This window comes from Allobosea sp. TAF32 (assembly GCF_052113585.1).
Lineage (GTDB): Bacteria > Pseudomonadota > Alphaproteobacteria > Rhizobiales > Beijerinckiaceae > Allobosea.
Map to the genome: position 1 here is coordinate 128,653 of NZ_JBFRDM010000002.1, position 21,363 is coordinate 150,015.

Annotated in this window: 31 protein-coding genes; 10 read left to right on the forward strand and 21 right to left on the reverse strand. The window is 64.2% G+C overall.

All coding sequences use genetic code 11. The features are described 5' to 3' along the window. Positions 1-23: 23 nt before the first annotated feature. On the forward strand, positions 24-284 hold the full coding sequence (locus AB4Z16_RS05110; protein ID WP_441510263.1) for a hypothetical protein: 261 nt from the start codon (positions 24-26) through the stop codon (positions 282-284). Here the strand turns inward: AB4Z16_RS05110 and AB4Z16_RS05115 are convergent. Genes AB4Z16_RS05115 through AB4Z16_RS28190 form a run of 5 tightly spaced genes read right to left on the reverse strand, consistent with a single transcriptional unit; the run spans position 281 to position 4,751 of the window. Then, complete coding sequence (locus AB4Z16_RS05115) at positions 281-1,045, reverse strand: phage head morphogenesis protein (protein ID WP_441510264.1); 765 nt, start codon at positions 1,043-1,045, stop codon at positions 281-283. The two genes, AB4Z16_RS05110 and AB4Z16_RS05115, sit on opposite strands and share 4 nt — an antisense overlap. Further along, a complete protein-coding gene (locus AB4Z16_RS05120; protein WP_441510265.1) occupies positions 1,042-2,607 on the reverse strand; it encodes a DUF1073 domain-containing protein in 1,566 nt (521 codons plus the stop codon). Before AB4Z16_RS05120 ends, AB4Z16_RS05115 begins: the two co-directional genes overlap by 4 nt. Continuing rightward, positions 2,604-4,151 (reverse strand): phage terminase large subunit, encoded by a 1,548-nt coding sequence (terL, locus tag AB4Z16_RS05125; RefSeq protein ID WP_441510266.1) that lies wholly within the window; start codon positions 4,149-4,151, stop codon positions 2,604-2,606. Before terL ends, AB4Z16_RS05120 begins: the two co-directional genes overlap by 4 nt. Further along, complete coding sequence (locus AB4Z16_RS05130; protein ID WP_441510267.1) at positions 4,051-4,554, reverse strand: terminase small subunit-like protein; 504 nt, start codon at positions 4,552-4,554, stop codon at positions 4,051-4,053. The genes terL and AB4Z16_RS05130 overlap by 101 nt, the downstream gene beginning before the upstream one ends. A gap of 2 nt (positions 4,555-4,556) precedes the next feature. Beyond that, positions 4,557-4,751: a TraR/DksA C4-type zinc finger protein gene (locus AB4Z16_RS28190; protein WP_465248673.1), complete on the reverse strand. Its 195-nt coding sequence runs from the start codon at positions 4,749-4,751 to the stop codon at positions 4,557-4,559. 647 nt (positions 4,752-5,398) lie between these two features. Here AB4Z16_RS28190 and AB4Z16_RS05135 point away from each other — a divergent pair. Continuing rightward, positions 5,399-5,896: a hypothetical protein gene (locus AB4Z16_RS05135; protein WP_441510268.1), complete on the forward strand. Its 498-nt coding sequence runs from the start codon at positions 5,399-5,401 to the stop codon at positions 5,894-5,896. 97 nt (positions 5,897-5,993) lie between these two features. Next, positions 5,994-6,281 carry a BrnA antitoxin family protein gene (locus AB4Z16_RS05140; protein ID WP_441510269.1) on the forward strand — a complete coding sequence of 96 codons (288 nt, stop codon included), beginning with the start codon at positions 5,994-5,996 and terminating at the stop codon, positions 6,279-6,281. A gap of 39 nt (positions 6,282-6,320) precedes the next feature. On the opposite strand, the gene AB4Z16_RS05145 is transcribed toward AB4Z16_RS05140, so the two are convergent. From AB4Z16_RS05145 to AB4Z16_RS05160, 4 genes are all read right to left on the reverse strand, one after another. After that, positions 6,321-7,094, reverse strand: a complete 774-nt coding sequence (locus AB4Z16_RS05145; protein ID WP_441510270.1) for a hypothetical protein — start codon at positions 7,092-7,094, stop codon at positions 6,321-6,323. A 79-nt stretch (positions 7,095-7,173) separates the two neighbouring features. After that, positions 7,174-8,529 (reverse strand): AAA family ATPase, encoded by a 1,356-nt coding sequence (locus AB4Z16_RS05150; RefSeq protein ID WP_441510271.1) that lies wholly within the window; start codon positions 8,527-8,529, stop codon positions 7,174-7,176. Continuing rightward, complete coding sequence (locus tag AB4Z16_RS05155) at positions 8,529-9,287, reverse strand: DNA-methyltransferase (RefSeq protein ID WP_441510272.1); 759 nt, start codon at positions 9,285-9,287, stop codon at positions 8,529-8,531. The genes AB4Z16_RS05150 and AB4Z16_RS05155 overlap by 1 nt, the downstream gene beginning before the upstream one ends. Then, complete coding sequence (locus AB4Z16_RS05160) at positions 9,287-9,697, reverse strand: SLOG family protein (RefSeq protein ID WP_441510273.1); 411 nt, start codon at positions 9,695-9,697, stop codon at positions 9,287-9,289. The genes AB4Z16_RS05155 and AB4Z16_RS05160 overlap by 1 nt, the downstream gene beginning before the upstream one ends. A gap of 56 nt (positions 9,698-9,753) precedes the next feature. On the opposite strand from AB4Z16_RS05160, the gene AB4Z16_RS05165 reads away from it, so the two are divergent. Next, positions 9,754-10,560, forward strand: coding sequence for a hypothetical protein (locus tag AB4Z16_RS05165; protein WP_441510274.1), 807 nt, complete (start codon positions 9,754-9,756; stop codon positions 10,558-10,560). Positions 10,561-10,568: 8 nt separating this feature from the next. On the opposite strand, the gene AB4Z16_RS05170 is transcribed toward AB4Z16_RS05165, so the two are convergent. From AB4Z16_RS05170 to AB4Z16_RS05225, 12 genes are all read right to left on the reverse strand, one after another. Further along, entirely contained in the window at positions 10,569-11,744 is a 1,176-nt protein-coding gene (locus AB4Z16_RS05170) for a DUF7146 domain-containing protein (RefSeq protein ID WP_441510275.1), read from the reverse strand. Further along, positions 11,741-12,088, reverse strand: a complete 348-nt coding sequence (locus AB4Z16_RS05175) for a helix-turn-helix domain-containing protein (RefSeq protein WP_441510276.1) — start codon at positions 12,086-12,088, stop codon at positions 11,741-11,743. Before AB4Z16_RS05175 ends, AB4Z16_RS05170 begins: the two co-directional genes overlap by 4 nt. Then, complete coding sequence (locus AB4Z16_RS05180) at positions 12,085-12,411, reverse strand: hypothetical protein (RefSeq protein ID WP_441510277.1); 327 nt, start codon at positions 12,409-12,411, stop codon at positions 12,085-12,087. Before AB4Z16_RS05180 ends, AB4Z16_RS05175 begins: the two co-directional genes overlap by 4 nt. Beyond that, positions 12,408-13,013, reverse strand: a complete 606-nt coding sequence (locus tag AB4Z16_RS05185; RefSeq protein WP_441510278.1) for a hypothetical protein — start codon at positions 13,011-13,013, stop codon at positions 12,408-12,410. The genes AB4Z16_RS05180 and AB4Z16_RS05185 overlap by 4 nt, the downstream gene beginning before the upstream one ends. Positions 13,014-13,122: 109 nt before the next feature. Beyond that, a complete protein-coding gene (locus AB4Z16_RS05190) occupies positions 13,123-14,214 on the reverse strand; it encodes a hypothetical protein (protein WP_441510279.1) in 1,092 nt (363 codons plus the stop codon). Further along, positions 14,211-14,738 (reverse strand): GcrA family cell cycle regulator, encoded by a 528-nt coding sequence (locus AB4Z16_RS05195; RefSeq protein WP_441510708.1) that lies wholly within the window; start codon positions 14,736-14,738, stop codon positions 14,211-14,213. Before AB4Z16_RS05195 ends, AB4Z16_RS05190 begins: the two co-directional genes overlap by 4 nt. Further along, positions 14,738-14,902, reverse strand: coding sequence for a hypothetical protein (locus tag AB4Z16_RS05200; RefSeq protein ID WP_441510280.1), 165 nt, complete (start codon positions 14,900-14,902; stop codon positions 14,738-14,740). The genes AB4Z16_RS05195 and AB4Z16_RS05200 overlap by 1 nt, the downstream gene beginning before the upstream one ends. Before the next feature lie 8 nt (positions 14,903-14,910). After that, entirely contained in the window at positions 14,911-15,339 is a 429-nt protein-coding gene (locus AB4Z16_RS05205; protein ID WP_441510281.1) for a hypothetical protein, read from the reverse strand. Further along, entirely contained in the window at positions 15,332-15,487 is a 156-nt protein-coding gene (locus AB4Z16_RS05210) for a hypothetical protein (protein WP_441510282.1), read from the reverse strand. The genes AB4Z16_RS05205 and AB4Z16_RS05210 overlap by 8 nt, the downstream gene beginning before the upstream one ends. Before the next feature lie 22 nt (positions 15,488-15,509). Continuing rightward, positions 15,510-15,854, reverse strand: coding sequence for a hypothetical protein (locus tag AB4Z16_RS05215; RefSeq protein ID WP_441510283.1), 345 nt, complete (start codon positions 15,852-15,854; stop codon positions 15,510-15,512). A gap of 247 nt (positions 15,855-16,101) precedes the next feature. Beyond that, on the reverse strand, positions 16,102-16,548 hold the full coding sequence (locus AB4Z16_RS05220; protein WP_441510284.1) for a GIY-YIG nuclease family protein: 447 nt from the start codon (positions 16,546-16,548) through the stop codon (positions 16,102-16,104). Next, the gene (locus AB4Z16_RS05225; RefSeq protein ID WP_441510285.1) at positions 16,549-16,800 is read right to left on the reverse strand and encodes a carph-isopro domain-containing protein; all 252 of its coding nucleotides are present in this window, start codon (positions 16,798-16,800) and stop codon (positions 16,549-16,551) included. A gap of 39 nt (positions 16,801-16,839) precedes the next feature. Here AB4Z16_RS05225 and AB4Z16_RS05230 point away from each other — a divergent pair, with 39 nt between their 5' ends. The 6 genes from AB4Z16_RS05230 to AB4Z16_RS05255 all read left to right on the forward strand — a co-directional run bounded on the left by AB4Z16_RS05230 (position 16,840) and on the right by AB4Z16_RS05255 (position 21,359). Beyond that, positions 16,840-17,667, forward strand: a complete 828-nt coding sequence (locus AB4Z16_RS05230; protein ID WP_441510286.1) for an XRE family transcriptional regulator — start codon at positions 16,840-16,842, stop codon at positions 17,665-17,667. 634 nt (positions 17,668-18,301) lie between these two features. Then, the gene (locus AB4Z16_RS05235; RefSeq protein WP_441510287.1) at positions 18,302-18,667 is read left to right on the forward strand and encodes a hypothetical protein; all 366 of its coding nucleotides are present in this window, start codon (positions 18,302-18,304) and stop codon (positions 18,665-18,667) included. Further along, entirely contained in the window at positions 18,667-18,891 is a 225-nt protein-coding gene (locus tag AB4Z16_RS05240; RefSeq protein WP_441510288.1) for a hypothetical protein, read from the forward strand. The genes AB4Z16_RS05235 and AB4Z16_RS05240 overlap by 1 nt, the downstream gene beginning before the upstream one ends. Positions 18,892-18,959: 68 nt before the next feature. Further along, positions 18,960-19,187 (forward strand): hypothetical protein, encoded by a 228-nt coding sequence (locus tag AB4Z16_RS05245; protein ID WP_441510289.1) that lies wholly within the window; start codon positions 18,960-18,962, stop codon positions 19,185-19,187. Positions 19,188-19,299: 112 nt separating this feature from the next. Continuing rightward, positions 19,300-20,325 carry a YqaJ viral recombinase family nuclease gene (locus tag AB4Z16_RS05250; RefSeq protein ID WP_441510290.1) on the forward strand — a complete coding sequence of 342 codons (1,026 nt, stop codon included), beginning with the start codon at positions 19,300-19,302 and terminating at the stop codon, positions 20,323-20,325. Further along, entirely contained in the window at positions 20,322-21,359 is a 1,038-nt protein-coding gene (locus tag AB4Z16_RS05255) for a hypothetical protein (RefSeq protein ID WP_441510291.1), read from the forward strand. Before AB4Z16_RS05250 ends, AB4Z16_RS05255 begins: the two co-directional genes overlap by 4 nt. Positions 21,360-21,363 lie beyond the last annotated feature (4 nt).

The window sequence follows — 21,363 nt, forward strand, 5'->3', positions numbered from 1 at the left end:
GGCATCTCTCGTTTGAATGACGGATGCCGCTCAGCTATCGTGCGGCCTGCATGACCGAGCACCCTTCCGACCCCACCGAAGTGATGGACGCGCTCAAGGAGCTGGCGAGGGCCAGCTTCGTGGATGCGTTCCCAGACATCCCAGAGGATGAGACGATCGAGGGCGAAGCAGCGATCATGATCGGCGAGATGCTTGCGGACTTCCGCAGGATCGCAGCTGGTGCCGCAGATGGTGTGGCGATAGCCCAACGCTGGGTGGACAGGATCTCCGAGCCCGAAGACTAGGCGTCGGGGATCACGGGTTCAGGGTAACAGCGGCAATTTGGATATTGGCCGGCATGCCCAGTCATCCCGTCTAGCGTCGGCGGCTTACTCCAGAGCACGTATTTGCCGGCCATGGCGCGGTGCGATTCTCGCACATCGCTGTCGCCGGCTGTGCGCCAGATGTATCCCTCCGATCCGATACTTTTGGCCCTCGCCTCCGTGAAGGCTGTGGCCGTACGGGATACCTCCGTGCGGGCGATTGTGTTCGCCTTGGCGATGCTGACATCGCCCGACTTGCGGATCTCGGCAGCAATTTCGCTCGCCCTCGTCCCCTTGCTTAGCCCTTCAATGGTCAGCTTGTGGACGCGATCAGCCGCCTCGGCTGGTAGCGACGTGATGAGACTAACTTGCTCCTTCAGGCGTTCCCGCAGGAGCGCCCCCGTGGGGGCTTTCTCGATCTCCCGGTGGACTGCCGTTCCCATCTCGCGGGCAACAGCCATCCATGCCTTGCGGTCGCGCGCTGCGACCTCCGTCACCATTCGACCGCCGACAGCGTTGGCCCAGCCTTCGATCGTCGGCGCGTACCGCCTCAGAGCCCGCTCGACGATGCCGACGGAAGCCGGGTCAGCTTCGTCGAACAACCCCATGACAAGATCGCCGATATGGCGAGCGACCTTGCGGAGCTGACGGGAATATTGGACCTCGGCTTTGCGGGCCCGGATGAACGCACTTCTCGCGCTCGGTTCTGCGCGGTCCAGGGCAAGGCGATGGCGACGGCTCATGCCTCAGCCTCTGCGGTTTCCTCCTCGTCCTTCTCAGGCTCCGGCGGATCCTCATCGCCTGGCGGCGGGAGCGGCACGTCGTCCACGTCGAGGCCGGCGTAGGGCGATTCATCGTCGCTAGCGAGGCGCTTGCGGACCTCAAGCGGGTCGAGCACGCCGGAATCGATGTAGATCGCGTCGGTATCCGCCTCAGCCTTGCGCTTCTCGGCCTTGGCCTTGTCGTCAAGGCTCCAGAGCGGCTCGAAGACGAAGCCGATGGCAGGGTCGACCTCGCCGAACTCCGACATCTGGATCAGGTTGATGACCGTCGTCAGATGCGGCCGAAGAAACTTCTCCTGCAGCGCCTCGATGCCATCGTAATACACGCGAATTTCACCCTCGGACGAAGCGTTGAGCCCCGAAGGCGTGATGCCGGTGAACTTGACCAGCGGGATGCCGGCCACGGAGCAGATGTGCTCCTGACTCTGCGCCTGCAGGTGGTCGAGCGTCCCCAGCGGCGTGGAGACGTTGAAGAACTCCTCAGACGGATCGTTCGGGCCGGTGCCCTTGTTCAGCACCATCGTCCCGCGGTTGTCGCGCAGGTTGTTGAACAGCTCTACGCGACGGAACAGGCCATCGGCGTCCACGTTCAGCGCGCCAGCTAGGTCGATCTTTATGCCGCTCACCGAAAACGAGCTGATCAGATCCGCGACGCTCTGGCGGGTCCGAAGCCAGTTGTCGACGTAGGGCTTCGCCATCTGCGACATGCTGAGGCCGCCGAAGGAATAGGCCGGCTTCAGGAGATCGGGCACCTCGCGAGCGATGAAGGTCAGCAGTCGCGTCGCGTGCACCTTCTGGCCCTGCACATACCAGGCGGAGGGTTTGTACCAGCTCGGCTTGAGTGGGTTGCTCGTCTCGTATTCAGCCGGGTAACACCAGACGGCCTCGACAGTCCGGAAGCCCTTCAGGCCCCCCTTCCCGACCTTGGCCTTCGTGACCTTGTCCGATCCATTGCCGATCGGCGTGGCAAGCTCGGGCCCCTCCGTTTGGCCCAGATCAGTGAAGAGATGCGCCCGGCCGAAGAACCCATCCTGTTCGGTGATCTTCTGGAACAGCTCCTTGACGCCGAGCTCCTTGATCCTGTCGGTGATGGCCTTGATCTTCTCGGCCTTGTCATCCTCGCCGACAGTCGTGATGCGGATCCACTGCCGATTCGCCTCGGTCGCGATGATCTCCGAGATGCGGCGATACTCTGGACGTTGCGCGAGCTCGGACAGATGCGGGAATCCCAGCCACGCCATGCCCTCGTTGTAGAGGCCGGCGGCGGCCTGCTGCATGGCCCATGCCTGGGCAGGCAACGAACTTTCGTCCATCGCCATGCCGCTCGCCGGCACCACACCCTCAGGCGGCGGCAGGAGCTTGAACGGGTTGACCTTCTCCGCATCCGGCTTGGCCGGAGCAATCCGAGAACGCGCGACGGCTTCAGCGCTGACAGCAACTGGCTTCCGCGGCGCCTCAGGGGCCACCACAGGCGGAGGCTGCGGCCCGGCGATCCATGCCGCTAGCCGTTGACGAAAGCTCATCGGCGCGCTCCCGCACGAGCAAGCACCTCGTCACTGATCACCAGAGGGCCACGCACGCTCATTAGACGTCCAAATGCTCCAGAGCTCGCGTCGACTTGGTCTTTGAATGCCCCGCCCGGGAACAGGCAGAGCTCGTCGAGGTAGTCGTCATTCCATTCGCCCCGGACGAGGTAGACATTCCCAGCCTCGCACTGGGCAGCGAACGGCTCCGCTCGGGTCACCTTGTCCCCAGTCTCCGGCTCGGCCTGGGCGGTGAATCCGGCAAGCATCAAGATCATGTCTTTACTCTGGACCTTGCCGGCCTGGCCGGGATCCTGCGGCAGACTGATCTTCACTGTGCGGCCGTCGGCCTCCGCAGTCGCCTTGATAAGGCGCCTGACGGCCGGACCCTCAAGCTGATCCTTCACAACGTGCCCGACGATGAATGATCCGTCGGGCGCTCTGCCCAGCTTCACGCCCGCCGTTCGCGCGGCGTTGGTGTTCTGGGTGGCAGCCAAGTCCCAGTGACGGACCCAGGTCGTTCCAATTGGTGCAGCGCCGATGGTCTTGTCAGCGAACCAATGCCGCTTGAACAATCCACCTTCGCGCGGGGTCGGGCGCTGCTGATATTGGCCGGCGTAGGCGTATTCGCCCTTCGCCTTCTTTAGCGCTTCGACCGCAGATCGGCTGAAGCGTTCCGGCAGCAATAGCTCACCCTTGGCCGTGCGAGGGTCCACGAACCCGATTTTGGTCGCGGGGCGTGGCTCCTCGTACTCCATGGGCAGGCACAAGTGCTCGTAAGGCAGCCCGAGCTTCAGGATGGTGCCGGCAACGTCATTGCTGTGCAGGCGCTGCATGATGACGACGATCGCCGAACGTTCCAGGTCGTTCAGGCGGTCGGAGATGGATTCCCTGAAGACGCGCACCGCATTGCCGCGCTCGACTTCGCTCTCGGCCGTCTCCGTCGAATGCGGATCGTCGATGATGACGCGGTCGCCGCGGCCGCCGGTCATCGAAGCGAACGGCCTGCCCTCGCGCCCCCCTGACCGCGTGTTTTCAAACTTGCCCTTGGCGTTCTGGTCCGACGCCAGCTTCACCTCAGGCCAAAGCGAGCGAAACCACTCGCTCTCGACCAGACGCCGCATCTTCGTGTTGTCGCGGATCACGTTGTCCTGCGAATAGGACGTCGCGAGATACCGCATATGGGGGAGACCTGCGGGGCCCCACTCCCATGCCGGCCAGAAGACACTGTTTAGCAGCGACTTCATGAGGCCCGGCGGGCAATTCGTCAGGAGGCGGGTGACCTCGCCCCTGGTCACCGCCTCAAGGTGATCGGCCATCACCTGAAGCGGCCACCCCCAGATCAATTGGGCCTTCGGCTCGAGGATCGGCCAAGCCTCGCGGACGAAGCCGGCCAGCGAAACGCAGCGGGCCCGGATAGCGTCGGCGTCGCGCGCCAGGCGCTCACGCTCCTTCGCTACCTCCCTGCGGCGAATCTCCGCTCTCACCTCCGCCCAGGGCGGCAAGGACAGCGTGGATATCGTTGAGTTGGGCGAGGTGTTCATCACTCAGGAGGTGCAGCTTGTGCTCTGTCTGAACGGGGCCACCGCCCTTGCCTGTTAGCTCAATCTTGCGGGGGGCCCGAAGCCGCGCCGCCTTGTCGAACGCGTCGAGCGCGACCCGGACACGCCGCGGATCAAGACCCTGTTCTTTGAGCACACGCTTCCCGAGCCCGCGCATCTCGTCCAAGTCGGCGTCAACGCTCTCTTCGCGCGCACGCGTGAGGCGGTTGCGAAAGTCGGGCTTGCTGTCTTGCCATCTCCAGACCGTGATCCGATCCGGCATGTCCTCGTCATCGCAAACGCTGGTGAGCGTGCGGCCGGTGGCGAGTCGATAGCAGAGCTGTTCGACCAGTTCCTCGCTATAGACGGACGGCCTGCCAATCTTCGGCGCTTGGGTCGCGCCCATGCTCAACCTCGAACGATGATAATGTCCTTGTCGCGAGCGGTCTGCATGACGCGACGCTGACGAGCTTCCTTGAGCGATGCGCATGAGACGCACAGCACGGGGCGGTTTGGATCGAGCAAGCGAACCCGGGCCTGAGGCACCTGATCGCCGCATTCCCGGCAAGGCGTCCCGAAGACCGGACGAACGACCTTACCCATATGAACCTCTCCACCGGTGAGACGGTTCTTGATTCTGGCGACCTCTGGGTCAAGACAGCGCGTTCACGCGCGGTGTCGTAGAGCTCTATCCTGAATCGTTGAGGTTCCTGGCGACTGGGTGAACGGTCGCGGCTCGTGCGATGCGGTCGGGGCGTCGCTGGGCGCCGCCCTCCCTGCCGTGCTCCCTGAGGCCGCACGCGCGAGGGGGTTCGCGATGTGTGGCTCGAATTTCGATGCCCCGCAAGGGGCCGTCGCGAGGGGCCAAGGCGAGGTGGCAACGACCTATAGGGGTGTTGCCGCTCGCGTGAATTTTGTGGTGCAGGACCGCCTGGCCGGAGGGTGCTTTTCGCTTGACGGGTTTCGCCGAGCGACACGTTTCGCGACGATGCCGAAGTGATGCCCGCAAACTGGGGTTTCGACAACCACCCTACTTCGGGGTCGGGAGCGGGGTGGCAACGGCTCCATGGGGTCGTTGCCGGCGAGCAGTTCGACAGGGACAAAATCGGGCTCAGAGGGACAGATCGGGTGCGCCACAGGGACAAAACGGCGCCCACAGGGACACCTCTGCCGAATCTGGAGTGGACAACCCTGTGCGTTGCCGGCGCCTCACCTTGCGGGGGCGCCCTGCGCGCCCAGATGCTGCGGCAATGAACATCGACCTGTCCTACGCCAACGTGGTAGCGACCCTGGCGCTCGCCGCATCCGCAGTATCCGGTTACGTGGGGTGGATGAACCGACGCGACACATCGCGTCTGAGCGAGCCGTTGCTTTGGCTGACCGCTGAGCGGTTCGATACCCACCGGGAGTGGAGGTGGGTCTACGTCAACGTCAGCAACCGATCTGCCGATTGGGTGCGGTTGGTTTCCGCCTCACCCCGCGGCGGCACAAAAGTTCATGGTTTTGATGGTCCGATAATCGGAGGGGAGTTCTGGCAGTTTCCTGACCGCGTGAACGAGTCGGGCTTTGTGGCCAGCCTGGACCTTGATAAACAGAATGCATCGGCCGAGCCTGGCGCAACGACGGTGGCGCAGTTTCTCGCGAAGAGCTCGGCCGGTAGGATCCAAATCTCCGTGACGATGCGCATAGCTGCTCCGACGCCGAAGATGAAGACGGTCAGGCTTCAAACCTCAATCAAGCCTACCTAACCGCCACCCCCTGACGACGAAGCCCGGCTGCCCTGCCGCCGCGGCGGTCGTCCAAGAGCTGGGGTGACTACGCCAGCGATACTGCATGGGGGATTGAATGACAAACGATCGACCCACCCGCCGCCCTAAGAGCGCGCGAGACAACGCCGAGGCACTGTTCAAGGCGCCGAAGCCAACCGTTTCAGAGCCGGCCCCCCGGAGGGCGACTGTCCCAGGGGCCAAGGAGATGGTCACGCTGCGGATCGACAGCGAGGTGCTCGCCTATTTCCAGGACGGTGGCCCAGGCTGGCAGGACCGGATCAATGAGGTTCTGCGCCAGGCGGTTTCGGCCCCGGTCGACGAGGGCCTGAGATCTAACGAGCTCAACTCGTCGAACGACGGGTGAGAAGGCGCTGGAGGCATGTCGCGAACCGGCAGCGTGTCGCTATCTGACAGCGACACCCGCCCGCCGCAGACCGGAAGCGACGGCCGCCGCGGCAACCTTCCGCTGGCGGTCCAGATTGGTGCGGGACAGGCAGCGGTCGGGCACCGCCTCGTGGGGTTTGACCCGATAGGGCATGCAGTTGGACGCCTCGCAGCGAGCTCTAAACACGGCCTGCGCTTCGCTTGCCGGGACGCTGGCCGATACCTCCCGCGCGATCTGCCTACGAAGCGCAGATCGCCACTGGTCGGCCATGGCGCGGCAATCGCCTGCGCCGTGCTCGCCCGCTCCCCACGGCAGAGCATTCCGGCGCTTCATCATCTCGTCGGCCAGGGCCATCGCCCGCTTCTTCCGGGCATGCAGCATCGCCGCCATGTCGCGCCCGAGCGCGGTGGCATAGGCCCAGAGCATCAGGGCGTCCGACTGCAGCGGCCGGCCATCGAGGTGGTGAAGCGGCCAGGCGAGGGCTTCGTTCATGCGCGAGAGTTCGTCCGCGGTGGGGCGAGCGGAGCGCAACTGCTGCCTCTCTTTCTCCGCGATCGCTCGGGCCTGGGCATCAACCAGGTCGGCGAACTCATGAACCATGGCCGGCCAGCCGTTGGCGTGCTGGCGCGGGCCCACGCGCGTCCCGGATCTGGCGAGGATGTCGAAGGCCTCCACCAAGCGGGCCTGAACGTGCTCGGGCGTCCACGCCATGGGAATTCCCATGTCGGTCACCACTTCGGCACGGGCCTTCAGGTCATCGGCCCAGCCGGCGAAGCCGGGGATTGCGCTCATGTCATTCACAGGGACAATTCCCGCTCACAGGGACAGTTTTCGATTTCACAGGGACAAAACCGCGCGCCAGAGGGACAAATCACCATTTGAACTCTCCGGTATCGAACTGGTCGAGCGCCTCGTTCTGAGCCTCGGTCTTCTCGGGCAGTTTCGGCGGGTCAACTCCCATCACCGGCTTTCCGGTGCGCCAAACCCAATCGCCATCCTTCCCGATGAAGCCGGACAGGAGCAGGCGTTCGGCCGCGCGATCGCGGGCCTTCTTGACTCGCTCCTTCAGGGCCTCCGGATCCTCGTCCTCCCCAGCGACGATGCGCTCGTACTCGTCGCGCCATTCCGCGAGCGTCACCACCTTCGTCCGGGCCGGGACGCGGACACTCGGCGGCGGCTCCCTGCCCTTCTCGCCCAAGGCATTGCTGAGAGCGCGGAATGCGGTGGCGAGGTTCGGCTTCAGGATGAAGCGGCCGTCGGCCGTCTTGGCTGGGCCGCCGGACGTTGGCGCGTCCTTCGCTTCTGCGGAGAGACCGGCCGGCAGGAGGGAGACGCACGAGGAGATGGGATCGCCATCGGCGTCCTGTCCGATCTCGATCCGCTTCAGGACGAAGCGCCAGGAAAGCCCCTGCTCGCCCTCGCGCTGCTTCGTCACCGTGGCCGCTCGGATCGGGCGCTTGTCCTCGTCCTTGACGCTGTTGTGCGGGCCGCGCGGCGCATCCTGCCGTGTCCCGGACTCGGTGACCCAATCGATATCGATCGTCGTCTCGAAGTCGCCGGTGAGCGACCCATGCCCCCGGGGCCGCCCGCCAGAGGCCGGCTTGTGGTGGACGACGATGACGGCGGTGTTCAGTTCATTGACGATCCGCATCACCCGCTCCTTGACGCGGGAGACGTCCTTGCCGGCGTTCTCATCGGCGCCCGGCGTGGCCGCTGACCATGTGTCGAGGACGACGAGGCCAAGCTCGGAAGAGAACGTGCCGCCCCAATGGCGGATCTCGGCGATCAGGTCGGTGATGTCGGTATCATCGGCGAAGAGATCGGCGCGCCTGGTCAGAACGACCATGTCGACGTCGTCCTCTGGGTTCATTTGGTGGTGGCTCGCATAGGCGAGCTGCCTGCCCTTGAAACCCTTCCCGCCCTCAAAGGCGCAGTAGACGACGCCGGCCTTCTTCGTCCGTCTCCCCTGGAAATCGACGCCGCGCGCGATGTGCATCGCGATGTTCTGCGTCTCGAAGCTCTTGCCCGTCTGCGGGGCGCCATAGATCAGGACGGCCTCACGAGTCGGGATGATGCCCTTGATCAGCCACTCATAATGCTGCTTGGCGGGCGCGAAGGTATCGCGCCATGAGATGGCGCCGAACTTCGACCGGAATGCCGGATGCATGAGCCCTTCGGCTCTGGCCTCGAATTCTTCGAAGCTCTCGATTGCCGTGATGTGCAGCATCAGGCCGCCCCTTCGATGCTGGCGAGGAGCGGGGCATCGCCGTCGAGACGAGCGCGGATGACCGGGGTGAACGTTTCGTCGCCCTCGATGAGGATGGCGTTCATCCCGTGCCGATTGGCGAGAAGGCCAGTCGTGCCAGAGCCGGCGAACGGATCGAGGACAGTACCGCCCGGCGGGCAGGCATAGAGCAGAAGCGGCTCAACGATCGTCAGCGGCTTTTGGGTGGGATGTTCGGCCGATCCATGCTCAGAGCGGGCATAGATCACACTCCGCATAAGGCGCGGCCCGCCCTCCTCCGAACGATAGATGGTCTCGCCTGTGGCGCCGATCCAATGAGCTGGGCGTCCCTTCTTCCTGACGACACGAGCTCGCGCGTCATTCGTGAACTGGGGTTGCTTGTAGACGCCGCCCCATGGCGCATCGTCGCGATAGAAGTGCGCTGCCATCTCGTGGACGCGGCGGAATCGGTCATTGAAGAGCCCAGTCCCGTTGTGCTTCTCCCAAACGATCTCATGGCTATTGCGCCAGCCGACGAATTCCGACGCCGTCTCCATGAACATGCGGAATGAACCGAAGACCCACATGCTGCCCGTCGGCTTGAGGACGCGGCGGACGAGCGCCGGCCAGCCCGGCACGCGCTGATCCCATCGGAGCGCTGTCTCGCCATAAGGCGGATCGGTCTGTATGCAGTCGACGCTCTCGTCCGGGATCGAGGCCAAGGCGTCGCGCATATCGGCGTTGATGATCCGGACTGCCATCACCAGTCGACCTTGATGACGCGGACGCCTGCGCGCTCGGCGATGTCGCACATGTTCCGGGTGCCCTTCGAGCCGGGGAAGGCGATGACGGCGGATGGTAGCTCTTGCTCGAGCATTTGCCGGTTGCGGAGCGGACCGGCGTTCTTGCCGTGGGCCTGCCAGTCGGCGGGGTAGACCTTGAAGGGAACCCCGTGACGCTCGGCCCAAGCAGCAGCCAGCGCGTCGGCGCCGGTGGCATCACCGCAGGCGAGAAACTTCAGCGCAAGGCGGCCAACTGCGGCGTCGAGGATCTGATCAAGGCGGCCGCGCTCGCGCTCGGCTTGCTCCTCCCATGTCGTATAGGTTTCAACCGCGACGCCAGGCGGCACCAACCCGTATGATCGCCCGCCGCAGACGATGATTGTGGTCATGCCGCCCTCGCCAACATGCAAGCCGGTGAACTAGGGTTGCGACGGGGGGATGGCCTATGAAGAAAGCCGACGACGGACTGGCGACGATTGCCTTCATTGTGACCATGGGCGGGGCGGTTGCGCTGGCTATTGCCAGCGACATCGCGGCTCCGGCCTGCAAGGCGGCCGCCCAGGTCGCAAACGAAAAGTTCGACTTCGGCTGCCTCGAATTCTGGTTCAACCGCTATCAGTCGCTGCTGGGGAACCTCATAACAGCAGGTGTCGCCGGCATCGCTCTCTTCTGGGCCGCAGGTCAGCTCATTGCAGCAAACAAGCAGGCCACGGCCGCGAACCAACAAGCATTGATCTCTGCCGCACAAGCCTTGCGTGATACTATTGGCGACTACCAAGAAATCCGAAAAAACCTCGAACAATTTGGAGCGGGTATCGGCGGCTGGCGTCACCAGGCTCATGGAAGCCCCCAGCCAACTAAACCGATTTGGCCCGAATTCCCGGGGCTGATCGCTCGCGCGAAAGCGATCCAATTCAATCACACCGAAGTAATCAGTCCGCTGGAGTCGGTCCAGCTTCAAAGTGTCGGCGGGAAAATTTATCCCTTCACTGGGCGCCTCGGCAGAATGGTGAGTGATATTCAGGTTCTTGTGGCGTTGATCATTCAGCTTGACGAGGGGGAGAAATCGCCACCCGACATCACGCTCAATCAGGCGCGAAACCTCCTGACGGAGGTTGAACAAAGGTGTGAGACCTGCATTGAGCTCAACAACGAAGCGCTGACGGTGGTCCGTCAACAGGTCACGGACGCATGGGAAATCATTCGCTCGTTTGAAGAACGCGCGATCGAGGGAGGAAGAGCTGTTAGCTAAGAACACCTTCACGCCGCCCTCTTCTGATCGAGGAGCACGTCGTTCCAGTCGGCCTTTCGGCCGTCGCCGTTCCAGATCTTCTTCTGAAGGGGGTCGTGGAATTCAACGGTGAGGCCTTGGGCCCGGAAGCGGCGCCCAGCGGCTAAGAAAAACGCCGTCGTCGCAGCCGGATCGGCGTCGGCATCGACCAGCAGGATCACGCTCTTGACGGATGGCGGGAGGATGATCCCGGGCCGGTCCATGTCTGGATAGCCGTTCGGGATGTGGCCGCGGCCGCTCGGGTGCTGAATCGTTCCCGTACAGGCGCCGGCGAGGTTGCCGCGGGAGATCGCGCACATCAGGCCGACGTCGTCGGGGCCACGACCCAGCCCATACCAGGAGCCCGTCGTCTCGATCCCCTCGCCTATCGCCATGATGGGGCGCACGGCGCCGAGACGGATCGATCCGCCCATGACTGTCCCGAAGCTCTTCTTCGCCTTATTGCGAGACCGATCGCCCGGCGGCTTCAGCTTGGCGGGCTCGTTCGGATCAAGGTAGGTGCGGTGGATGCCGATGATCTGGCCGTCGACCGAGCGGATCGCGCCGATCATGCAGGGGAAGACGCCGAGCGCCGTTTCGTCCTCGGCCTCGCGGTCGGCATAGCCCCGGTATTCGAGACCGGCCGCGAAGCGGAGATCGGAGGCCATCTCGGGTGAAAGGTAGATCCCGCGCCGGCGCATGTAGGCATCAGCTTGGGTTCCAGCATAGGCCGTGCTGCCGTCGAAAATCCTAGCCGCGCGCGCCGCGCTCGATTCCTGCCTCTGGGCGTCCGCCTCGCGCCGCGCCAGATCCTGATCCTTACGCTCCTCCTGCCGCTCGCGGGCGACTTCAGGATCGATCGGCTTGACCTGGCTCTCGCGACGCGGCGCCGGCCGTCCGACGATGATCTCGCAGGCGGCCATGAAATCGACCTCGCGGACATGCTCGACCATGGCGATGACGTCGCCGCCTCGCGCGCCGCGGCAATTGAAGACCTGCTCGGAGGGCTTCACTGCGAAGCGGTCGGTGCCGTTGCAGAGCGGACAGGGCCCGACATATTCGCCGGCTGTGCGCTTGAGCACCGCGCCAAGCTGCGTGGCGATCTCCAGGATGTCGGCGCTTCGCGCCTCGTCTATCCAGGCCTCGATATCTGGATCCTGGCTCATCCCCGCGTCTCCCGTGGGAGGGCGAGCTTGCCGAGCATCTTTCGGGCACGATCGAACCCGTCGTCGGCGACGACGCGAAGCATGCGTTCGATCATGGTGGCGGGGCTGACGCCTGCCTCGCGCGCGAGATCTTGAATGACGCGAGCGCGGCGATCGGCGACGTAAAGGCCGAAATGCCGACTGCCGGGACGCGCCAACGGGACATTGAAACGTTGGGCGATGAGACAAACGCGTTGCCGGCTGATGCCGACGATCTCAGCGATCTCCCGGCTGGATTTGCCTTCGCGAGCAAGGAGGCCAATCTGGCTGGCGCGCGTGCGAGCGCTGATGACGATCTTGTTCATGCTGCCTCCTGCTGCGGAAGCCCGCGGTCGAACTGTTTGAAGATTTGCTTGCCGGCTGTGACAGCGGCGATGATCGCGTTGACGGGCTGGCGTCCCGCGGCGGCTGACTTTTCACCATCGATTCTGACGGCGCTCAGCATCTCGGCCGCCGCAGCTAGCAAAGCGGCCCGGCGCAGGTTTTCGAGCTCCATCGCCTGCCCACGCGAGGCGGCGATTTCCTCGCGCCGACGGATGGTGATGCTCTCCTGCTCCACGGCGTCTATGCAGGCCGCCATGAACTCGCCGCCGCGCAGGGTCTGGATATCTCGGAGGGCGTCGATCATGCGCGCGCCTCCTTCGGCCCGAGCGCAGCGGAATCCATCAGGCTGATGATCTTCTGCTGCTGCATGGGAGTGACGAGCATCGCCGCGCGCGGGGCGACCTGGAGCGCGGCCCAGTACCAGACAGCGGCGGCGTCAGCCTCGTCGCCATTCTTGGCCGGCCAGCCGAGGAGATCGCACATCGCCCGCGCGTGCTTCTTTGGATTGTGGGGCCGCCCCTTCCCCAGAAAGGCCTTGCGAGCGGTCTGTACGTTCGCCGTGCGCGTCGCGATATTCTTCATGCCGGCGACAAACTCGACCACGCCGATCATCTTTGAGAGCGTGATGGTCGTTTGCGGATTCGAGGTCATGCGGACCTTGCCACGCTCCTCGTCATATTCGCCGACGAAGGCGCCGGGGTTGATGCCCGCTTCGAAATAGAGCCATTCCGGCTTCTCGACCTTGGTCCATTCGATCAACCAGCTGCCGAGCTTCATCATGGCCGCCGTGTTGTCCACGTCGGCGCCCTTGATCGAGAGGAACCGCGGCCGCTCCCCGGCCCGGCCGAACGCCACGCCGGTATTCGACTTGCTGATGTCGAGCGCGAGAATGAGCGGGGCCGTCATTTCAGCCCCATACGCTTGTCCGTCTCACCGGCGGCATTGCACAATCCGGCTAGCGCGAAACCCAAGCCAACTCCGACGGAAACGCAAAGAAGACAGAGCAGGACGACCATCAAGAAGCCTCCCTCAGCCGCACGTTGATCTTGTCCGTCCAGACCTCGAGCCCGATCGACCGAAGCGCGGTCTCTTCGATGCGGAGCGCATGCCTGCAATCCGACGCAGATGGGATTTTCGCCCTCGCAGCCACGTGATCGAGGCCGAACAGGTCGCCGTGCTTCAGGACGTCCAGTGCGCGAGCCGCGCGCGCATTGACGAAGATGTCGCCACCAGGCCCAAAGACGCGGCATCTGGGGACATCGACGGCGGCGAGCCTCTCGGGCTGAAGAACTGCGGCCGCCGTAGGCTCGGCTGGGGGGATAGCAACCTCCGGCGGACGCGCCACGGGCACGCTGAGGGGGGCGGCCGCGGCATCCGGATTGTGTGCGCCGTCTCGCACGGCGCTCCCGGCATTCTCCCCGGGTGGGACAATCGCATTGCGAGTTTCCGCTTGAGGGCCTTGCCCCGTTCTCGCGTCCCCCGGCTTGGAGGGGATAGCGGGCCTGCCTTCGGCGCTATGGGACTGCGCGCTCGCGCCGCCATCTACATAATCGTTCTCCACTGGTTCGACGACGGGGCTGGGTTCAGCAGCGTTCCCCGACAACTGTGCAGCGCTGCCTGCTGTCTCTGAAACCTTGCTCAGCTCATACTTCGGCGCGAGCGACCCGCGGCCCGTCGTCCGGGTCGGCCTGGGCTGAGCCTTGATCTGATAGTGCGACCCGGCCTTGGCGAGCTCGCGATTGATGTCGATGATCTGCGCCATCATCGCGTTCGTCCTAGGGGCGAAACCGAGGCGGACGAGATCGGAGAGCCCCTGCGGGGATTCCCGGAGGGCGTCCAGAACCTCCACGCGACGTTCGGTGGTCGTGAAGCTGATGCCGTCGAGCGTGTACGCGGCCGGCGGTCGCCCGGCTGGGCCGGTAACGCGGCGGAGCTTCTTGGCGGGCTCGCGCTGGGCTGGGTGCGCGGCCGGCGGCTGGAACGACAGCAGCGGCTCGGGCTGACTCTTGTCGAGCATGCCAACAAGGATCTGGACGAGGCGGTCTGTGGCGCGCTGCTGATCCTGAATCGCGCGGATGACCTCGTATGGCGATGGCTGAATCGTCATGCCGCAATCCCCCGCATCGTGCTCTGGTGCTTGAAGCGGGCGAGGCCGGCCGGCGACGACACGATCTTCAGGCAGGCTGGGCACCATGACGTGCCGGCTTGCACCGGCTGGCCACACACCATCTTCTCCCTCACATGTGCATCGTCCCAACCGGGCTGCGGCATCGAACACTGGAAGCGACCACGGTCGAGGAAGCGCACGGGCTCTGCGCTGGCAGCGACGGTGGCGTCGAACTTGTCGAGCGCTTTGTCCGCCACGGCCTGGAAAGCCTCGCGGCGCTCGTCGTCGCTCTTGGTGGGCTTGCGGGCGAAGTTGACGGGTCGCGCGGTCTGCAGCGGCTTGCGCGCCTCGGGTTCGGGGGCTCGCAGCTTTGGCCGGGCCAGGCCGAGGCGATGCACCTTGCCGATCACGGCATTCCGCGATGGGCCGCCGATCTGGAGGGCGATCTGCGACGACGAATAGCCCTCAGCATGCAGCTTGCGGAGCGTTGCCTCGTGCTCTGGCGTCCAACGGAATTCCGCCATCAGAACCACCTCCCCCGAGCTTCATCCTGCGGATCCTGGAAGGTCTCATCGAACTCCCGGGCGTCGATGTCGGAGAGGTCGCGGTACGTGCACATGCGGAAGAGCGCGTAAGCGGCCAAGGCGACCGCTATGGCCAGAATGAGAGCGCCGGGATCGGGCACCATGGCGCGCCTCAATGCTTCTGCTGGATGCCGGCGCCGAGAGCCTCGGCGTTCTTGCGGCCCGCGACGGCGTCGGCGTCTTCACCGTCGTCATCGGTCAGGCTGTCGATCGCATTTGAGCGCTTGAGCGCGGCGTCGCCGAGCGGAAGCCCGTCGAGCATGCCGAGGGCGTGCTTGATCTGGTCGAAGGTCTCGACCTGCTCCTCGTCCAGCTTCTCGCGGATACCCTCGATCTTGCGGAGAAGCTTGCGCTCTGTGATGACCGCGCGAAGCTCCTTCACTGGAATTCCAGCATCCTTCGCCGCGTCGAAGCAGCCGGAGATCGACTCGCGCACCGTGCGGCACCGAGCCATGTATTCGCCCTGGTAGGTGGCGAGCGTCTCGTGATGCCGCTCGATCTCCTTGACCCAGCGTTCGGCACCTTCGAATCCGTTACTCATGGCGATCTCCTTCGTTGAGCGCGCGCGCCTTCCGGTCACACCACTCGGCGCCGGCAGCGAGCCATCGGGATGGGAAGAGGGTGACGCGGGCCGCCGCGGCGAGGATCGCCGAGATCACGGCCCAGAAAATCGCGAGAAGGCCCCGCATAGGCCCCTCCTTTCAAAAGGTTTCAGGCGCCCAAGGCGTCGAGTTGTTCTTGAATGCGGCGCTGCTCGGCTCTGAGAGATTCCTGCCGCTCGCGGCGGTGTGCCTCGTCCAACCACGCCGGCGCCTTCGGATAGACGGCCTTCAGGAATGACGGCCCGTAGGCGAAGATCAGCGGCCAGATCCCGTCCCAGCCAGGCCGCGCGGTCCCATCGAGCCATTTCTTGATGGTCTCAGCGCCAACCCCGGTGTCGTAGGCGACGTTCTCAGCCGTCTTCGACGGGTAGAGATTCCGAATAAATTCAACCGCTCTTTCGGGGCTGGCTTTCTGCGACTTGGGGGAAATCTTTCCCTTCAACGAAGCAAACATTCCGCTCTCCATCTGCGACTGTGGCTTCACAGACGAGGACGGAACTGCAGATCGCTTGGCGGCGACGGTGGAATCGGCCTTCCGGGGATGGCGAGTTGCAGCTCGCGCCCCACCGGATTTCGAGGGAGACAGTGTCGATGGATGGGGATGCGCGAGGGCCACCATGATCAGCGAACCACGAACAGAATTACGGGGCTGACAGTGAAAGCCAGAACCCCGACAAGGAGGAGAATGGTCGCGGGGCGCATCACACTGCCCTCGCGCGATAGCTAACTTGGCGTACCCGACTTTTGCGCAGCGCCGAGACGTGGCGCGCGCGGTACTCGGGATCGGCCCATCGCTCTTTGGCAGCCAAGGAGCGTCGGGTCCGAAGGTCGATGTCGTGCGGGTTGCCCGGCGAACGGTCGAACGACGACCAGGCCGGAATGGTGTCGACCCCTTCCCCAAAAAACTGGGTGAAAAATTCTGCGACAGCCCCTTCCTTCCGGAACCACTCACCATGGCCACGGGATCCCGCAAAACGACGGTGTAGCTCGCGCTCGAAGGGGTGTCCGCCGTCGAGAACAGCAACGAGACGAACCGGGCAAGGCGAATGCGCGGAAACCATCGCCGCGCGCTTTGCCGGCCAGCGTGAACATCCGATTTTGATGAGGCCGATTTGAGCTTCGATCACGTAGACGTGCTTCTCGGACATTCAAGCGACCTCTCGCGCTTCATCGCTGTCCGGCAGCCGACCCTTCGCTCTGGCATGGATGAACGCCAGGGCCTCGTAGGTGACGTCAGGTCGTCCAACCTGCTGCGCGGCGTCTACCAACATCACCCAATATTCGGGGGGGATCGCTCCGCGGCGCTTCATTTCCGAAGCAGTGGATCCACCAACCGATAGGACGCGGCTGACCGCGGCGGGGCCACCCAAGGCATCAAAGACGTCTGCTACGGTTCGCATGACGCATAGACTTACACAAATCGTGTCAGCGATGTCAACATGATTTATGTTCACACGCTATGTGATAATCTCAACATGGAAGAAATGGGCAGCAGATTGCGCAAGGCGCGGGAGCGGGCTGGCTTCAAATCCGCCAGAAGCGCGGCCATTAGGCACGGCTGGACCGTCTCGACGTATAACGCTCACGAGAATGGCCAGAATGACTTCGACCCCGAGGCGGCCACCATTTACGGCAAAGCCTTCGGCGTCTCACCTGGATGGCTCCTGACCGGACAGGGGCTAACACCTCAGCCGCTTCCCGAGATTACGGCAATCGAAACGTTCGAGGAGTTCGAAGCGCGAGCGGAGGCGATGATGCGCGGGGAAACCCCGCCCGAGCGCCCCCCTTACGAGCCGGAGCCGAACGCCGCGATCCAACCTGGACCGGCTTTCCTACCCGCCAAAGCGCTCCTGCCCCACGACGTCCCCGAGCTCGGCCTCACCGTCGGCGGTCGCGGCGACGACGATAGCGTTTTCGAGCTGAATGGAACGACCGTTGACTACCACCCTCGGCCGCCGGGCCTGGCACGCCGGCCCAATGTGTTCGTTCTACGGGTCGCCAACTCGAGCATGAGTCCTCGGTTTGAGGATGGCGATATCGAGTACATCGAACTCAAGAACCCTTCCGTCGGCGAGTACGTCGTTGTCGAGTTGAAGCCGGAGGTCGAGGACGGCGCCGGCCGTTCCTACATCAAGAAACTGGTCAAGGCTGACGGTCGGAAGATCGTGGTCGAGCAGTTTAATCCGCCCGGCTTCATGGAGTTTGGTCGGAACGAGATTTACCGCCTCTTCCGCGTCATCACCGACAAGAAGGAGCTGATCGGTTAACCCCTGCGCGCGGGAGTCTAACCGACGCGCGCCACGCGGGCGCGTGGGAAACAGCTACTAACCTATATCCAGTATACTCCCTGACTCTCGACGGCTCCGGACCATGCACCCGGGCTCCGGAGGCGGCCCCTCAGAGAGGGCCGCACCGTCCGTCGAGCCAGACTCAACGCTTACGATGAAGCTCTAGCTCTACGACCAGGCGCGCGATTACGCAGCCCGACGGTAGAACGGGAGTAGCGCAAGGCGATGCCGCTCTTTGCAGGACGAGCACACAAGCTTGCCCTCCAGGTCGTGCACGCGACTGAAGCCTTTCGCCTCAAGCTCCTGAAGCTTCTCATCGGGCAACCGCCCGCTGTGTCCGCACCCGTCGCACCTCACGTCCAGCGCCGCCAATTGCCCCAGCGGAGGAATGGGAACCCTCGCATTCGACCAAGCCAAACCCATCACGCGCCCTGCCGTTTGTTCTCTTTAAGTTCTCATTTACGACTCAGCTTTCGTGAAGAGTCCAGCCCGATTCGCCAGCATCGCAAACAGCCGATGAACACGCGCAATCTGTGTGCACATAATTTGTGTTGACATATATCGTGTTCATTTCTATGTTGATCCCATCAGCCACCCGCCGATGGGGGAAGACATGTACGCCGTCACCTACCAGGCCGAAGATCTCAACCTGCGTCCGGCCACCCAGAACGCGCAGATCCTGTTCAACGGCCACCTCGACCTTAACGCCCGTCCCGACGGTTCCTGGGAGATCGAGGCAATCTGGGTCGACGTCGCCACCCCGCAGCCCCGCTTCAAGATCCAGCACACCCTGGAGCGCATGGCCTCCGACGACCCGCTGTATGGGCTCATCGTCAAGGCGGCCGAGGCGCACGATCGCCTCACCCACGCGATCACCGACCACGTTCGGGATGAGATCGAAGGCGCAGCGCGCGCCGCCTACAACGACGCCCAGTATCAACTGGGCAAGGACATCGCCCGCGGCTTGGAGATGCGGTGATGCTACGCCCCGCTACCCGAGAGCGCCAAGAGCGATTTGCCGAGACGTTCGACGGCGTTCAGGCGCTCGACTGGCGCGCCTCCGTCGATCGCTTCCTCTCTCGAGAGGGTATGTCCTGGCTCACCGACGAGCAGATGGAGGAGATCGTCTCCGACATGGTCGGGCATGCTCGCGTCTCGCAGAAGCTGCGGATCCGCAACCGCAAGATTCTGAGGGCTGCGTGATGGTTGCGATCAATGACGGCGGCCCCGCCTTCCCGCACTCGGCGGCATGGTCACCTACCGGGAAATCCGTGTCGCTCCCGCAAAACGGCATGTCCCTGCGCGACTGGTTCGCTGCCACCTATAGCCTCGGCGCCGATGGGCTCAGCGTGACATGGGCCGAAAAAGTCATGGGCACGAAGGCCCCTGACTGGACCACCCATGATGGAGCGATCTGCATCCTCTGGTGGTGCGAGGCCGAAGCCCGCGTTCGCTATCTGCATGCCGACGCCATGCTCAAGGCGAGGGAGGGCCGCTGATGTCCGCCGAAGCCAAGCTCGGCGTGATGATCGCCGTCTTCCTGCTCCTCTTCGCCGGCTGCGTCTGCCGCCACATCGAAGCCGTCCGCGCCTTTGAACGAGGTGAACTTCCATGAACAAGCCGATGCTTCTGACGCCTGAGACGCTCGCCACGCAGACGCCGCCCGACGTGAAACGCGTCAAGTTCGTCGATCGCGGCGACTGGATGAAGCTTAGGGCGATGGACGTCACCGCCTCGGTCGCCGGCGCCCTGTTCCATGAGCACCAGTACGTCACCGCCTTGGGCCTCTACCTCGAGAAGGCTGGCATGGCGCCTCCGCAAGAGGAGGTCACGCCGGTGATGACCGACGACAGCATCGTGCTGCCGCCGATCATTCGGGGCACGCTGTTCGAGCGCACCGCGATCGAGATGGTGCGCATGCTGAAGCCAGGCTGGACGATCTTCAGCGAGGGCAACACCTACTACCGGATGCCGAGCGAGCGCATCGGCGCCACCCCGGACGCGGTCGCCACCCGGCCAGACGCCAAGGGGCTGGGCATCATCCAGATCAAGACCACCGACAACCTGATCTTCCGCAAGAAGTGGATGAACGAGGCCGGCGAGGTTGAGATCCCCGCCTGGATCGCGGTTCAGGCCATCGTCGAGGCCAAGCTCACCGGCGCCACCTGGGCCTGCGTCGCCGTGATGATCGGCGGCGTGACGACCGAGCTCAAGCTCTTCGACATTCCGATCCATGATGGCGTCTGGACGGAGCTCGTCCGGCGCGTGCGCGAGTTCTGGCGCCGCGTCGAACAGCGCGACGCCCCCGAACCCGATTATCTCCGCGATGGCGACTATGTCCGCAGCAGCTATCTCGGGACCGACGACACCGAGCTGGACTTGAGCACCGACAACCGGCTCGTCGCCATCCTGGATGAGCGAAACACGCTGAAGATCGCCGAGAAGGCGGGCTCGGAGGCGGAGAAGAAGCGCAAGGCGCTCGACGCCGAGCTGATCAGCAAGATGGGCGCCCATACCTCCGCGCGGGCCGCCGACGGTCGGGTCGTCCGCGCCAAGAACATCACCGTCAATCGGAAGCCCCAGCCGGCCTCCTCCTACACCTATCCCCGCATCAGCATTTCGGGAGAAGCCGCATGAACGCGCTTGCCTCTGCCACGATTGGCCATAACTCCGCGTCATTCCTGCAGATGGTCGAGGCCGAGCCGGCCGTGATCTATCGGGACGACACCGTCCTGCCGGGCCTAATTGCCGAGATCGAAGCGCAGATCGATGCATCGAAGCGCGACGTTTCGACGAAATCCGGGCGCGAGGCGATTGCCTCCCTCGCCTACGGCATCTCTCGTCGCAAGACGCCCATCCTCGACGCCGGCAAGCGTCTGACCGAGGACTGGCGCAAGAAGACTGCGACCGTGAACACGCTCAAATCGCAGGTCGAGCGTGACCTCGATGCCCTCCGGGACAAGGCGCGGGCACCGCTCGACGCTTGGGAGACGGCGGAGAAGTCGCGCGTCGCCCGCGTCGAGTCCGCCATCAGCATGCTCCGCCAAGCGGCGATGGTGCCCGCGCATTACGGCCTTGAGGATTTCGATCGCGATATCGCGATGGTCAATGCCGTCACCATCGACGATGACTTCGGAGAACTCAAAGGCGAAGCCGAGGACGCGCACGTCGAAGCGCTCGCAGCCCTCCGCATCGGCCGGGCCAATTTCATCAAGGCCGAAGAGGAACGCGCCGAGCTCGCCCGGCTTCGTGCGGCTGAGGAAGAGCGCCAGCGCGCAGAGCGGGAGGCCGAGGCGAAGCGCCAGGCTGAGGATGCCGAGCGCGAGCGTATTCAGGCAGCCGAACGCCGCGCTGCTGCGGAGGCCGAGGCGCGCGTGAAGGCCGAGCAGGAAGCCGCCCTTGAAGAAGAGCGCCGCAAGGCACGCGAAGCGCAGGAGGCGTTGGCAGCAGAGCAGCGCCGCCAGCGTGAAGAGGCCGAAGCACAGGCCCGTGCCGACGCCGCAGTCAAGGCCGAACAAGAGCGCCGGCAGGCCGACATTGCCCACAAGGGCAAGATCATGGGCGAGGCGAAGACCGCGATCATGACCTGCGGCGTCGATGAGCCGATCGCGAAGCAGATCGTCCTCGCGATCTGCGCGGGCTCGATCCCCCACACCTCTATCCGATTCTGAGGAA